The organism is Kordiimonas aestuarii, from assembly GCF_025574465.1.
GTDB classification, from domain to species: Bacteria; Pseudomonadota; Alphaproteobacteria; order Sphingomonadales; family Kordiimonadaceae; genus Kordiimonas; species Kordiimonas aestuarii.
In genome coordinates, this window is sequence record NZ_JAOBPP010000009.1 from 46310 (window position 1) to 60130 (window position 13821).

Annotated in this window: 9 protein-coding genes; 3 read left to right on the top strand and 6 right to left on the bottom strand. The window is 56.4% G+C overall.

Annotated elements, in window-relative coordinates; all coding sequences use genetic code 11:
* Positions 1-2: 2 nt before the first annotated feature.
* From OEU85_RS01350 to OEU85_RS01375, 6 genes are all read right to left on the bottom strand, one after another.
* Positions 3-1016 carry an alpha-ketoacid dehydrogenase subunit beta gene (locus tag OEU85_RS01350; protein WP_262689637.1) on the bottom strand — a complete coding sequence of 338 codons (1014 nt, stop codon included), beginning with the start codon at positions 1014-1016 and terminating at the stop codon, positions 3-5.
* Positions 1017-1018: 2 nt separating this feature from the next.
* Entirely contained in the window at positions 1019-2245 is a 1227-nt protein-coding gene (locus OEU85_RS01355; protein WP_262689638.1) for a 3-methyl-2-oxobutanoate dehydrogenase (2-methylpropanoyl-transferring) subunit alpha, read from the bottom strand.
* A gap of 553 nt (positions 2246-2798) precedes the next feature.
* Positions 2799-3965, bottom strand: coding sequence for an isovaleryl-CoA dehydrogenase (locus OEU85_RS01360; RefSeq protein ID WP_262689639.1), 1167 nt, complete (start codon positions 3963-3965; stop codon positions 2799-2801).
* Positions 3966-3993: 28 nt separating this feature from the next.
* Positions 3994-6003: an acetyl/propionyl/methylcrotonyl-CoA carboxylase subunit alpha gene (locus OEU85_RS01365; protein ID WP_262689640.1), complete on the bottom strand. Its 2010-nt coding sequence runs from the start codon at positions 6001-6003 to the stop codon at positions 3994-3996.
* Positions 6000-6794 (bottom strand): enoyl-CoA hydratase/isomerase family protein, encoded by a 795-nt coding sequence (locus OEU85_RS01370; RefSeq protein ID WP_394805373.1) that lies wholly within the window; start codon positions 6792-6794, stop codon positions 6000-6002. Before OEU85_RS01370 ends, OEU85_RS01365 begins: the two co-directional genes overlap by 4 nt.
* Before the next feature lie 11 nt (positions 6795-6805).
* A complete protein-coding gene (locus OEU85_RS01375) occupies positions 6806-8413 on the bottom strand; it encodes a carboxyl transferase domain-containing protein (RefSeq protein ID WP_262689642.1) in 1608 nt (535 codons plus the stop codon).
* A 131-nt stretch (positions 8414-8544) separates the two neighbouring features.
* Here OEU85_RS01375 and OEU85_RS01380 point away from each other — a divergent pair, with 131 nt between their 5' ends.
* From OEU85_RS01380 to OEU85_RS01390, 3 genes are all read left to right on the top strand, one after another.
* The gene (locus OEU85_RS01380) at positions 8545-9432 is read left to right on the top strand and encodes a LysR family transcriptional regulator (protein WP_262689643.1); all 888 of its coding nucleotides are present in this window, start codon (positions 8545-8547) and stop codon (positions 9430-9432) included.
* A 189-nt stretch (positions 9433-9621) separates the two neighbouring features.
* On the top strand, positions 9622-10713 hold the full coding sequence (locus tag OEU85_RS01385; RefSeq protein ID WP_262689644.1) for an efflux RND transporter periplasmic adaptor subunit: 1092 nt from the start codon (positions 9622-9624) through the stop codon (positions 10711-10713).
* The gene (locus OEU85_RS01390; RefSeq protein ID WP_262689645.1) at positions 10710-13811 is read left to right on the top strand and encodes an efflux RND transporter permease subunit; all 3102 of its coding nucleotides are present in this window, start codon (positions 10710-10712) and stop codon (positions 13809-13811) included. Before OEU85_RS01385 ends, OEU85_RS01390 begins: the two co-directional genes overlap by 4 nt.
* Positions 13812-13821 lie beyond the last annotated feature (10 nt).

Sequence of the window (13821 nt, forward strand, 5' to 3'; positions counted from 1 at the left end):
GATCAAGCCTCCATCATCGCTTTGAGTTCTTTGCCAACCCGCGCCGGTCCGGGGAAATAATCCCATTCCTGAGCGTGGGGGTAGGGGGTATCCCAGCCTGCGACACGCACAACCGGGCTTTCCAGGTGATAGAAACAGCGTTCCTGCACCTGCGCGGCCAGTTCGGCGCCAAAGCCCGAGGTCAGTGTCGCCTCATGCAGCACCATGCAGCGGCCGGTCTTTTCAACCGACTTTACAACGGTGTCGATATCCAGCGGCATCAGGGACCTGAGGTCGATAATCTCGGCGTTGATGCCGGTTTCCTTCACTGCGGCTTCGGCAACATAGACCATGGTGCCATAGGTGAGGATGGTGACATCATCGCCCTCTGCAAATACCTTTGCCTTGCCGATCTCCACCGTGTAGTGGCCTTCCGGCACCTCACCCAGCGGGTGTTTGGACCAGTTGGAGGCCGGGCGGTCATGGTGGCCGTCAAACGGGCCATTATACAGGCGCTTTGGTTCAAGGAAAATGACCGGGTCGTCGTCCTCGATCGAAGCGATCAGCAGGCCCTTGGCGTCATAAGGGTTTGACGGGATCACCGTCTTCACGCCAGAGACGTGGGTGAAAAGCGATTCCGGGCTCTGGCTATGGGTCTGGCCACCAAAAATGCCGCCGCCGCAGGGCGTGCGGATCGTGATGGGGCAGGTGAAATCCTTGTTCGAGCGGTAGCGTATCCGCGCGGCTTCCGAGACGATCTGGTCATAGGCTGGATAGATATAATCAGCGAACTGGATCTCGACACAGGGCCGGATGCCATAGGCGCCCATGCCGATGGCGGTGCCGACAATGCCGCTTTCGTTGATCGGGCTGTCGAAGACACGGTTCGTGCCATATTTTTTTTGCAAGCCCGCCGTGCAGCGGAATACGCCGCCGAAATAGCCCACGTCCTCGCCGTAGACGACCACATTGTCATCCTGGCCAAGTTTCACATCCATCGCATCGCGGATGGCTTCAATCATTGACATGCGCGGCATGGTTATACTCCCATCTTCTGACGCTGTTCACGAAGGTGCTGTGGCATTTCCTTGTAAACATCATCAAACATGTCTTTGGGGCTCGCACCTGAACCCATGACGCCGTAGCTCTCGGCTTCTTTGGTCGCAGCGCGGATTTCATCGTTATACTCGGCCTCAGCCTGAACCTGTTGTTCATCGCTCCAGAGCTTGCGGGCGACAAGATAGTTCTTCAGCCGCAGGATCGGGTCGCCAAGCGGCCAGGCTTCGGATTCTTCCTTGGGCCGGTACTGGCTCGGATCGTCAGACGTGGAGTGCGGAGCAACGCGGTAAGTGACCCATTCAATCAGGGTCGGGCCGAAACCATGGCGGGCCCTGTCAACGGCCCACTTGCTCGCTGCATATACTGCGAGGAAGTCGTTGCCATCCACGCGCAGGGCAGGGATGTCATAGCCAAGCGCGCGCTCGGCAAAGGTGGCGTGGTCGCCGCCCGCGATGCCGCGGAACGAGGAGATCGCCCACTGGTTATTCACCACATTGAGGATAACGGGCGGCTTGTATACCGACGCATTGACGAGCGAGGCATGAAAGTCGGTCGCGGCTGTGGAGCCATCGCCAATCCAACCCGCCGCCACCTTGGTGTCACCTTTGATCGCGCTTGCCATCGCCCAGCCAACGGCCTGAATGAACTGTGTGCCAAGGTTGCCGGAGATTGAGAAAAAGCCATGTTCCTTCGAGGAATACATGATCGGCAACTGGCGGCCTTTGAGCGGGTCGCGCGAATTTGAGAGTATCTGGCAGATCATATCAACCATGGGATAGTCGGTTGACAAGAGCAGGCCTTGCTGGCGATAGGTCGGGAAGTTCATGTCGCCTTTTGACAGTGCGGCCCGAAAACCAACTGCAATCGCTTCCTCGCCGGTACACTTCATGTAGAAGGATGTTTTGCCCTGCCGCTGAAGCGTCATCATGCGCTCGTCATACGCCCGCACGCGGATCATGTTCTTGAGGCCCTTGAGCAGGACATCATCGTCCAGCCCTTCTGCCCATTCACCGACCGCTTCACCATCCGTGTTCAGCACGCGGATCATGGTCGATGCCAATTCCTTCATATCGGCCGCAGGACAGTCGACATCCGGTCGGCGTACTGAGCCGGCTTCAGGAATGACAATGCCGTCAAAGTTTGGCGCATCGCCGGGGCGGCCCGGCGGTTCAGGTACATGAAATTTTAGTGGTCCGTATTCAGACATGACGCTTCACACCCTTATCGTGGTTATCAGCACTGGGTTTTTCACCCTTGAAAAATATGTCAGCAACACTGACTTATTTTTTGAAAAAATCAATCTTTTTCTCTAGCCCCCGGCTTTGCCATCGGGCTGGATTTGTTTGCATACTCGTCTGGCGCGAGCGCCGATTATACCCCCACTGCGCATATGCTGTATAGGCGGGTTGTGGAAACTCCCACAAATCCCCTTGTTTCGGCACCCTCCGTTCGCGTCGATTATGCCAAAGTCAGGGCGCAATGAGCTGTCGAACATCACCGGGATTTGCAATCTTACGTTAGCTTTAAGTCGCAATTTTGTAATTTTATGAAGAGCACGCTGTTATTTCAGCGATTGTTGAGGAAATGTATCATACCGCATTCATAAATAACGGTATTTTACGGTTGAGTGAGTCGGCAGCTGATGGCACGAAAAAGTGGTATCTGCGCCGCACGGTTTTCGCTCACTTTCCGCACAGGTTTCGCACAGTTTCCGCCCGATTCAGGCACACATTTGTGCATGCCGGAACGGCTTTCCGTGGTTAGGCTGTTTCGTTGAACAGTTCACGTCCAATCAGCATACGGCGGATCTCGCTGGTGCCTGCGCCAATCTCGTAAAGCTTGGCATCGCGCCACAGGCGGCCGGTCGGATACTCGTTGATATAGCCGTTACCGCCAAGTGTCTGGATTGCTTCACCCGCCATCCATGTAGCCTTTTCACTGGCGAACAGGATACAGCCAGCGGCGTCCTTGCGCGTGGTTTCTCCCCGATCGCATGCGGCCGCCACGGCATAAACATAGGCGCGGGATGCACCCCAGGTGGAATACATATCGGCAAGCTTACCTTGCATTAGCTGAAAGGTTCCAATGGCTTGGCCGAATTGGCTGCGCTCATGCACATAGGGCACAACCGTATCAAGACAGGCGCGCATAATGCCAAGCGAGCCGCCGGAAAGCACAACGCGTTCATAGTCAAGGCCTGACATCAGGACGTTTACGCCGCGGCCTTCCTCTCCAACGATATTCTCATAGGGCACAAAACAGTCCTCGAACACCAGTTCGCAGGTGTTGGACCCACGCATGCCAAGTTTGTCCAGCTTCTGCGCGGTTGAGAAACCCTTCATACCTTTTTCAACAATGAAAGCCGTAATACCGCGCGGGCCGGCATCCATATCCGTCTTGGCGTAAACCACCAGCACATCGGCGTCCGGGCCATTGGTGATCCACATTTTGTTGCCGTTAAGAACAAAGCCATCATCGGTCTTTTCGGCTCTCAGGCGCATGGAAACCACGTCGGATCCGGCGCCGGGCTCAGACATCGCTAGCGCACCAACATGTTCGCCGGAGATCAGCTTGGGCAGATATTTCGCCTTCTGCACCGCGTTCGCGTTTTTGGTGATCTGGTTGACACACAGGTTTGAATGTGCGCCGTAGCTGAGACCAACGCTGGCTGATGCGCGGCTGATTTCTTCCATAGCCACCACATGCGCGAGATAGCCCATGTCAGCGCCGCCATGTTCTTCAGGGGCGGTCATGCCGAGAATGCCCAGTTCACCCATTTTTTGCCAAAGGTCTGATGGGAAAAGGTTTTTCTCGTCAATTTCTGCGGCACGTGGGGCGATTTCGTCACGGGCAAAACGTGACACGCTTTCGCGCAGCATCTCAATCTCTTCACCGTGGCCAAACTTTAAATGCGGAAACTCAAACATTCTCGGGGGTTCCTTCTGGGGGTGTTTTTTATTCTGTATCTTGGATGTTCAGCAGCACAGCACCGCCGGTGACCTGATCGCCGGCCTTCAGGCCAAGGCCTGTGACTTTGCCGTCGCGCGGTGCGTTGATTGTCTGCTCCATCTTCATGGCTTCCATGACCAGAAGAGGCTGGCCTTTTTCGACGATGTCACCATCGGCAACCTTCACATCAAGGATTTTTCCAGGCATGGGCGCGAGGATGGTGCCGGGGCCGTCGGCTTCGTCATCACCGCCGCCATCACGGGCATGTCGGGCAAGGGTGAGGGTGGCTTCGCCCTTGACAAGGGTGACGTGTTTATCGTCCACCTCGGCAAACAGGCGCTCCCGGCGGCCTTCCATCACATAGGTGAACACGTTGTCCGCAAAACTGACAATATCGGCCGCGAAGCTTGCAGCGCCAATTTCTGCAGTCAGATGTGTGCCATCCTCCCGCATTTTGACAGTCAGGACATCGTTTTCACCCTTATCAAACCATAGCTGTTCGCTGGCGGGCAGGTTCATGCGGAAAGCGTCGAGAATGGCCCATGGATCATCGCCGCCTGCACGCGCCTGTCGGGCCGCCACTATAGCGAAGGATGCAACCGCATAATCCCTGTTTGTCGGGACAGGTTTTTTAAGCAGCGTATCTTTATGCTCCTCAATGAAACCCGTGTGCACGTCGCCGTTGGCAAAGTCCTGTTCTGACAAGGCGGCCAAAAGGAAATCCCTGTTTGTTTTCAAACCCGTTACCGGGGTTTCTTGCACAAGGTTCCGAAGAGCATCGATGGCCTGCTGGCGGTCTTCACCCCACGCGATCAGCTTCGCGATCATCGGGTCATAGTGGATGGAAACCTCATCGCCAGCACGCACACCAGCGTCGATACGGCCCGTGGGACCGGGGTCTGCGAATGGGTCAAACAGCCTGACCCTGCCGGTGGCGGGCAGGAAGTCATTATAGGGGTCTTCCGCGTAAAGGCGCACTTCGACCGCGTGCCCATCGGTAAGCACGTCGATTTCGTCCTGGCTAAGGGGCAACGGGTTGCCCTCCGCAATGCGGATTTGCCATTCAACAAGGTCTTGCCCGGTGATCATCTCGGTCACCGGGTGTTCCACCTGCAGGCGGGTGTTCATTTCCATGAAGAAGAAAGGCGCATCGTCAAGGCCATTGGCGACATCAACGATAAATTCGACCGTGCCTGCACCCTGATAGCCGATGGCCTCTGCGGCACGGACGGCAGCATCCCCCATCGCACCTCGCATCTCAACGCTCATGCCGGGGGCAGGGGCTTCTTCCACCACTTTCTGATGGCGACGCTGAAGGGAACAGTCGCGTTCAAACAGGTGAACGGCTATGCCCTCACTGTCGCCAAAAACCTGAAGCTCAATATGGCGTGGCTTCTGGATATATTTCTCAATCAAGAGCGTTTCGTTACCGAAGGAGTTTTTACCCTCGCGCCTGGCACCTTCAATGGCAGCCGGAAGATCCTTGGCGTCAAACACCTTGCGCATGCCCTTGCCGCCGCCGCCAGCGACAGCCTTGATCAGGACAGGGTAGCCCACGCGTTCTGCCTCGCGGGTGAGGGTCTCCAGCGTTTGGTCTTCACCGTGATAGCCGGGTACGACGGGCACACCTGCGTCTTCCATCAACTGTTTCGCAGCACCCTTGAGCGCCATAGCGCGCATAGAAGCGGCAGAAGGGCCGACAAAGATAATGCCGTTTTCCTCACATGCCTCTGCAAATGCAGGGTTTTCCGACAGGAAACCATAGCCCGGGTGCACGGCGTCCGCGCCGGTAACCTTGCAGGCGTTCAGGATTTTGTCTGCTTTCAGGTAGCTCTCTGTTGCTTGCGCCGGGCCGATATGGACGGCTTCGTCCGCCATTTCGACATGCAGGGCCTTTGCATCAGCGTCAGAATAGACAGCGACGGTTTTAATGCCCATGCGTTGGCAAGTTGAGATAACCCGGCAGGCAATTTCACCCCGGTTGGCGATCAGCAGTTTTTTGATGCGGTTGCTCATGCGTCAACACTCCATACCGGTTTACGTTTCTCCAGAAAGGCTGACAGTCCTTCACGGCCCTCATCGCTGGCGCGGCGCGCTGCGATCCGGTGGGCTGTATTGGTGCGCAGTTCCTCGGTAATCTCTCGCTCTGCAACAGCGGAGATAAGGTCCTTGGCTTCCTGCTGAGCGACAGGGGCGCCAGCGAGGATGTTTTTAAGAAACACGTGCGCGAGACTGAAGGCATCCTGCAGGGATGGCGCCATTTCATGTACAAGGCCTATACGCCGGGCTTCGTCGGCGTCAAAGCGTTCTGCCGTCAGGAAATAACGCCGCGCAGCGCGGGCGCCAATTGCGGCCACTACATAGGGCGAGATCGTCGCAGGGGTCAGCCCAAGGCGTACTTCGGAGAGCGAAAACTTCGCCCCTTCCACAGCAATGGCGATGTCGCAGCAGGAGACCAGACCCACACCGCCGCCAAAAGTGGCGCCATTGACAATCGCGATTGTCGGCTTGGGGCAATTGTTGAGCGTGGACAGCATGCCAGAGAGTGTGAGCGCGTCGCGCATGTTCTGCTCTTCGGAATAGTGCGCGGCTTCCTTCATCCAGTTGAGGTCAGCGCCTGCCGAGAAGCTTTTCCCTGCACCCGTCAGCACTATCGCACGTACATCATCGTTGGCACCAAGCTTGCCGAAGGCGTTGTTGAGTTCCCAGATCAGGTCATCATTGAAAGCATTATGTACATCGGCGCGGTTCAAGGTAACTGTCGCGACGCCGCGTTCATCGATGCTGGTGAGAAGTGTGTCTACCATCATGATACTCCTTACATCCGGAACACGCCGAACTTCGTCGGCTCAATGGGGGCATTCATGCTGGCGGAAAGCGCAAGGCCCAGCACCCGGCGGGTGTCTGCGGGGTCAATTACCCCGTCATCCCAGAGGCGGGCGCTGGCGTAATAGGGATGGCCCTGTTCCTCATACATCTCGCGAATGGGGGCCTTGAAAGCGTCTTCTTCCTTTGCGGACCATGCCTCGCCACGGGCTTCCATGCCGTCACGCTTGACGGTGGCAAGCACGCCTGCCGCTTGTTCACCACCCATCACGGAAATACGGGCATTAGGCCACATCCAAAGGAAACGCGGTTGGTAGGCGCGGCCGCACATGCCGTAGTTACCGGCGCCGAAACTGCCGCCAATCAGGATGGTGAACTTGGGCACATTGGCACAAGCGACGGCTGTGACCATTTTGGCGCCGTCACGGGCGATACCACCGTTCTCATACTTCTGGCCGACCATGAAGCCGGTGATATTCTGCAGAAACACCAGCGGGATACCGCGCTGTGCACACAGTTCAACAAAGTGCGCCCCCTTGAGTGCGCTTTCCGAGAACAGAACGCCGTTGTTGGCAACAATACCCACCGGGAAGCCGTGGATGTGGGCGAAGCCGCACACCAGTGTTTCACCGTAAAGCTTCTTGAACTCGTCAAATTCACTGCCGTCAACCACCCGGGCGATGATCTCCCGCACATCATAGGGCTGGCGCGTGTCCTTCGGGATAACGCCGTAAACCTCTTTGGGGCTATATAGCGGCTCGACGCTTTCGCGTTTCCTGAGCGGCAGTTCCTTGCCATGATTGAGATTGGATACAATTTTTCGGGCGAGCGCCAGCGCGTGATAGTCATCTTTTGCCAGATGATCGACAACGCCGGATGTGCGCGCATGCACATCACCGCCACCGAGGTCCTCGGCTGTTACCACCTCGCCAGTGGCAGCCTTTACCAGCGGCGGGCCGCCGAGGAAAATGGTGCCTTGATTTTGTACGATGATGCTTTCGTCCGCCATGGCAGGCACATAGGCACCGCCTGCGGTACAGCTACCCATCACAACCGCGATCTGTGGGATACCCATGGCCGACATGGTGGCCTGATTATAGAAAATACGGCCAAAATGATCTCGGTCCGGGAATACGTCATCCTGGTTTGGCAGATTGGCGCCGCCGCTGTCGACCAGATAGATACAGGGCAAGCGGTTTTCCCGCGCAATTTCCTGAGCGCGCAGATGCTTTTTCACGGTTACCGGGTAATAGGTGCCGCCTTTTACCGTGGCATCGTTGCAGACGATCATGCATTCGGTGCCCTCGACAACCCCAATGCCGGTGATCACCCCGCCGGAGGCAATATCCGCGTCATACATGCCGTAAGCGGCGAGCTGGGACAGTTCCAGAAACGGGGTGCCCGGGTCAAGCAGTGTGTTCACGCGCTCACGCGGCAGCAGCTTGCCGCGCGATACGTGTTTCTCACGGGCGCGTTCATGCCCACCAAGGCTTATGGTTGCGATCTTGGCACGCAGATCGGCAACTTGCGTTTCCATATGCGCGGCATTGGCTTCAAAGTCCGGTGTACCGGTGTGGATGCCGGAGGTAATCACGGCCATAAACTGTCTCCTGAAATCGCACACTTTTGTCTGCCCGGGACCGGGCATTGCTCTTGCGTTCGGTGGCAATATATGGAAAAGGGTGGTATTGGTAAAATTGATTGATAAAATGGAAACCATAGATAACGTCTATGATGGATTTATACCTTCTTCGCTATTTTCTCGCCGTCGTGGAAACAGGCAGTTTCACCCGTGCTGCCGACCGCACATTCGTGACGCAGCCGACACTGTCGGCAGGCATCAAGAAACTTGAGGCACAGGTTGGCCAGCCTCTGTTTGAACGCTCCAACAGGCGGGTATTCCTGACCGACGCGGGTACCCGATTCCTGCCACGCGCGAAGGCTATTCTTCATGAATGCAATTTGGCCATGCAGGCACTTGAGGAGACAGCAACCGCGCCAGTGCTCAGGCTTGGCGTGCTAACCACTTTATCGAACAGGGCCGTTGGCGAGCTGCTGGCGCGCTACAAGAAAGCTGAACCAAAGGTTACGGTAGAAGTTTATGATGGGACGGAGCAGGAGCTGACCAACCGTCTGGATGATCGCAGCCTTGACTATGCCCTTTCTGTTTACCGCGGTGAGGGTGAAGATAAGGCGTTGCCGCTTTTCGACGAAAAATATGTTTTCATCCTGCCGCCTGAGCACCGGTTGTCTGGCAAACGTTCTGTGGGTGCCGCAGATCTGGCGGAAGATTATATGATTGTGCGCAGCCGGTGCGAGGTCCTTTCTGAGACAAGCCGTTATTTTACAGACCAGAATGTGCGCCCACGCCTTGTGTACCGCACACCAAATGACAGCCGCGCCATCGCCATGGTGGCAGCGGGAATTGGCGGTACGGTCGTGCCTGAAAGTCTGGTGGACGAGCGGGTCACGGCGATAGATTTGAGCGGCTTTGACTACAAGCGCAAATTGGCGCTGTTCAGGCCGCGATATCAACTTGCCGCTGCCACCACTCAACTCGCCGCCGATTTTGAACGGCACGTCGAAAATTGCTGGGGTGTAACCGGTATCATGCAGTAGCCATGGCGGGCTTCGTAAACCAATGTGGTAGACGGGCTTCACGGCGTTGTGATCAACTTTTCTTAATGAAACTGATTATCTCGTTGAATGTTTGGGGCAAACCGGACAAGACGAACTTCGTAAACAGTGGGACATGGCTTTTCCGGAAGCATAATTCCATTGTTTCAGTGTAGTATCCAAGGGGTCGAAATGAACGAGGGTGGTATGAAATCTGGCCGTATAGTGTTGATTGCGATTTTTATCGCTTTGGCGGGAGCCGCAGTCTGGCTTCTTTATAGCGATGGATTGAGCGATGACCGCGGCATGCGTGGTGGTCGTACAGTAACCGTTGTCAGCAAGCCTGTTGAAACACGGGAATTTGCCGATGTTGTAGAGGCACTTGGCACCGCCCGTGCCCGTGAGTCCGTGACATTGACAGCCCGCGTGTCGGACACCGTCCGCAGCGTGCAGTTCGACGACGGCCAGATTGTTGAAAAAGGCGATATTCTGATCAAACTTGAGGATGAGGAAGAGATTGCGCAGCTTCGCGAGGCCGATGCGAACCTGAAGGAAGCGGAGAGCAGCTTTGCCCGTATCAAGAACCTTGTCAATCAGGGCAACGTTTCAACCGCCACACTGGATGCAGAGCAGCGTCGACTTGATGAAGCACGGTTCCGGCAGCAGGCAGCGAAAGCCCGGCTTGAGGACCAGCGCGTCGTGGCACCCTTTGATGGTCTTCTTGGTTTGCGCCGGGTGAGCGAGGGCTCGCTGCTGTCGTCCAACCAGCCGATTACCACAATTGATGCGATTGATACCATCAAGCTCGATTTCTCTGTGCCGGAGCGGTTCATTGCAACGCTCAAGCCGGGGCAGGCCGTTGAAGCAAAAGTTTCCGCCTATCCGGGGCGCATCTTCAAGGGGGTGATCACTACCATAGACAGCCGGGTTGATCCGATTACCCGTTCTGTCATCGTTCGCGCAGAGATCCCCAACGACGAGAATCTTTTGCGCCCAGGCCTGCTGATGACGGTGCAGGTGCTGAGCAAGGCCTGGGATGGGCTTGCGGTGCCGGAACAAGCCATCGTGCCGTCCGGTGGGCGCCAATATCTGTTTGTAATGAATGGTGATGAAGCGGAGCGCCGCGAGGTCAAGCTTGGTTTGCGCCGCCCGGGCTATGTTGAAGTGGTTGAGGGCATTGAGCTCGGTGACCGGGTGGTTGTCGAGGGTACCTTGCGGCTGGGCCGCCAGGGTATGAAGGTCCGTGATATGGCGACGGATGTTGCCAATGGAGCTGCATCATGATTTTGTCTGATGTTTCGGTAAAACGTCCCATTTTTGCCGTTGTGATCAGCTTGTTGCTGATCGCTTTTGGCCTGATTTCATTCCAGCAGATCGCGGTGCGTGAGCTGCCGGATGTTGATCCACCCATTGTTGGTGTGCGCACCAACTACCCCGGCGCGAACGCGGCTGTTGTCGAAACACGCGTGACACAGATTATCGAAAGCGCGATTGCGGGGGTGCCGGGCATCAAAACAATCGAGTCAAACAGCAACGACGGTCGTTCCAGCGTCAATGTGGAGTTCATGCTTAACCGGGATATCGATGCGGCAGCGAATGACGTGCGGGACAGGGTGAGCCGCGTGCTCAACAACCTGCCGGAGGAGGTGGAGCCGCCCGAAATTTCGAAGGCCGACAACGATACACGGCCCGTTTTGTGGTTTAACCTGACCAGCCCGGTGATGGATATTCTTCAACTGACCGACTATGCCGAACGCAACATTGTTGACCGTCTGTCGGTGGTTGATGGCGTGTCAGGCGTGCGCATTGGCGGTCAGAAGCGCTATGCGATCCGCATCAACCTCGACCGGCAGGCCATGGCGGCCCGCGGTATTACGGTGACCGATATCGAGAATGTTCTGAGGTCGGAAAATGTGGAACTGCCTGCAGGGAAAATCGAATCGCTCAACCGCGATACCATTGTACGCCTGAACCGGGAATATGCCGATCCGGCTGACTTCAATACCATGGTTATCAGGAAAGGGGCTGACGGCGGTTTTGTTCGCCTCGCGGATATTGCGTCGGTTGAACTGGGGGCGGAACGTGATGAACGGACCTTCCGGGGTAACGGTATCCCGGTCATCGGGCTTGGTGTTGTCAAACAGTCAAAAGGCAACACCCTTGCTGTCGCCAAAGCGGCAAAAGCCGAGGCCGAGCGAATTCGCGAAGTACTGCCAGAGAGCATGGAGCTAACGGTAGCCTATGACACATCTGTCTTTATCGAGAAGGCCATCGACGAGGTTTATTTCACGCTTGCCGTTGCGATGGGGCTGGTGGTTCTGGTGCTTTACCTGTTTCTTGGCAATATCAAGACGGTGCTGGTGCCCGCGGTCACGGTGCCGGTTTGTATTATTGCAAGCTTCTGGGTGCTCAGCCTTTTTGATGTTTCCATCAACCTGATCACACTTCTGGGTCTCGTGATGGCCATTGGCCTGGTTGTGGACGACGCCATTGTGGTGCTTGAGAATATTTACCGCAGGGTGGAAGAGGGCGAGCCGGGGCTTCTGGCTGCCTATCGTGGTGCCCGGCAGGTAGGCTTTGCTGTTATTGCCACAACCATGGTGCTGATTGGCGTGTTTGTGCCGATCATGTTCCTCACGGGGAATGTTGGCAGGCTGTTTGGTGAGCTGGCCATTACAATGTCCGCCGCGGTTGCCTTCTCAAGCCTGGTGGCGCTGACCCTGACACCCATGATGTGTTCCCTGCTTGTTCGCCGCAGGAATAAAAAACCGGCCTTTGCAAAGTGGCTCGACCGTACCTTCAAACGCCTGCAGGACGGCTATACCCACGTTCTGCGGATATGCCTTGGCAACAAGGTTATTGTGACGATGACTTTCGTGACCTGTTTTGCCTTGATCGCAGGCCTCCAGAGCCGGATACCAAGCGAACTGGCGCCGATTGAGGATCGCGGAAACCTGTTTATGCGGGTGAAGGGACCAGAGGGAGCAAGCCATGAATTCATGGTTGCTCAGGCGCTCAAAATTGAAGAGCAGGTGCTACCTTTTCTCGATACCGGCGAGCTTGAGCGTTTCCTGCTGCGCGTTGATGGCGGTAGCGGGTGGGGCTTTATTATCCTGAAGCCCTGGGACGAGCGTGAGCGAAGCTCCACCGAGATTCTTGAGGAGCTACGCCCCAAGCTCATGAACAACGTGCCGGGCGCGCAGGCGATTCCTATAGAGAGCACAGGCCTGACCCGTGGTGGCGGCTCGGAGAGCTTCCAGTTTGTGATCGGTGGCTCGACCTACGACGAACTTGGCCGCTTCAAACAGATCATCCTCGATGAATTGGCTAACTATCCCGGCCTGGTGAATGTAGATACCGACTATGAGGAAACCCAACCACAATACCGCGTGCGTATCAACCGGGAGCGGGCGTCAGACATGGGTGTTTCCATCCGGGAGATCGGCCGCACGCTTGAAACCATGATGGGGGGACGGAAGGTCACCACCTATGTGGATGATGGCGAAGAGTATGACGTTATCCTGCAGGCGCAGGAACTGGATCGCAGGCAGCCGCTTGATATGGAGAATATCTATGTGGCCTCCGCCCGGACGGGTGACCTGATCCCGCTCACGAACCTTGTGGATGTTGCTGAGGATTCCGGCGCCGGTGACCTGCGCCGCTTCAACCGTGTGCGTGCGTTGACCGTATCGGCCAACGTGGCACCGGGCTATACCATTGGCGAGGTCACGGAATATATGGAAAACCTTGTCCGCGAAGTGATCCCGGATGTGACAACGATCGACTATAAGGGGGCCACCCGCGAATATAAGGAAGCAGGTAGCGACATCTATTTTGTCTTTGCGCTGGCCCTTGTTGTGGTGTTCCTGATCCTTGCAGCACAGTTTGAAAGTTTTGTGCACCCGTTTGTCATCATGCTGACGGTACCGCTGGCGGTGCTTGGTGGCTTGCTCGGCCTTTACCTTGCCGGAAGCACGTTCAATATCTACAGCCAGATCGGCCTGATTATGCTGATCGGCCTTGCTGCGAAAAACGGTATCCTGATTGTCGAGTTTGCGAACCAGTTGAGGGACGAAGGCAAGGATATCCGGGAGGCGCTTCTCGAAGCGTCGGCCCTGCGCTTGCGGCCGATCATGATGACGGGCCTGTCCACCGCCATGGGGGCAGTACCGCTGATGATCGCGTCCGGCGCTGGCGCGGCCAGCCGGCAGACGATCGGTGTGACGGTGTTCGGTGGTGTGATTGTGGCCACCTTCTTCACCCTCTTCATCGTGCCGGTCTTCTACGATATGTTTGCGAAATATACCAAGTCACCAGGCTATGTGGCTGCGAAACTGCGTGAGATCGAAGAAAAGGAAGCCAAGGGCATCCCGGCGGAATAACAATACAGGC

Excerpts from the sequence above, each read along its gene's own strand:
- OEU85_RS01350 (WP_262689637.1), bottom strand. The coding sequence starts at position 1,016 with ATGCCGCGCATGTCAATGATTGAAGCCATCCGCGATGCGATGGATGTG.
- OEU85_RS01355 (WP_262689638.1), bottom strand. The coding sequence starts at position 2,245 with ATGTCTGAATACGGACCACTAAAATTTCATGTACCTGAACCGCCGGGC.
- OEU85_RS01360 (WP_262689639.1), bottom strand. The coding sequence starts at position 3,965 with ATGTTTGAGTTTCCGCATTTAAAGTTTGGCCACGGTGAAGAGATTGAG.
- OEU85_RS01365 (WP_262689640.1), bottom strand. The coding sequence starts at position 6,003 with ATGAGCAACCGCATCAAAAAACTGCTGATCGCCAACCGGGGTGAAATT.
- OEU85_RS01370 (WP_394805373.1), bottom strand. The coding sequence starts at position 6,794 with ATGGTAGACACACTTCTCACCAGCATCGATGAACGCGGCGTCGCGACA.
- OEU85_RS01375 (WP_262689642.1), bottom strand. The coding sequence starts at position 8,413 with ATGGCCGTGATTACCTCCGGCATCCACACCGGTACACCGGACTTTGAA.
- OEU85_RS01380 (WP_262689643.1), top strand. The coding sequence starts at position 8,545 with ATGATGGATTTATACCTTCTTCGCTATTTTCTCGCCGTCGTGGAAACA.
- OEU85_RS01385 (WP_262689644.1), top strand. The coding sequence starts at position 9,622 with ATGAACGAGGGTGGTATGAAATCTGGCCGTATAGTGTTGATTGCGATT.
- OEU85_RS01390 (WP_262689645.1), top strand. The coding sequence starts at position 10,710 with ATGATTTTGTCTGATGTTTCGGTAAAACGTCCCATTTTTGCCGTTGTG.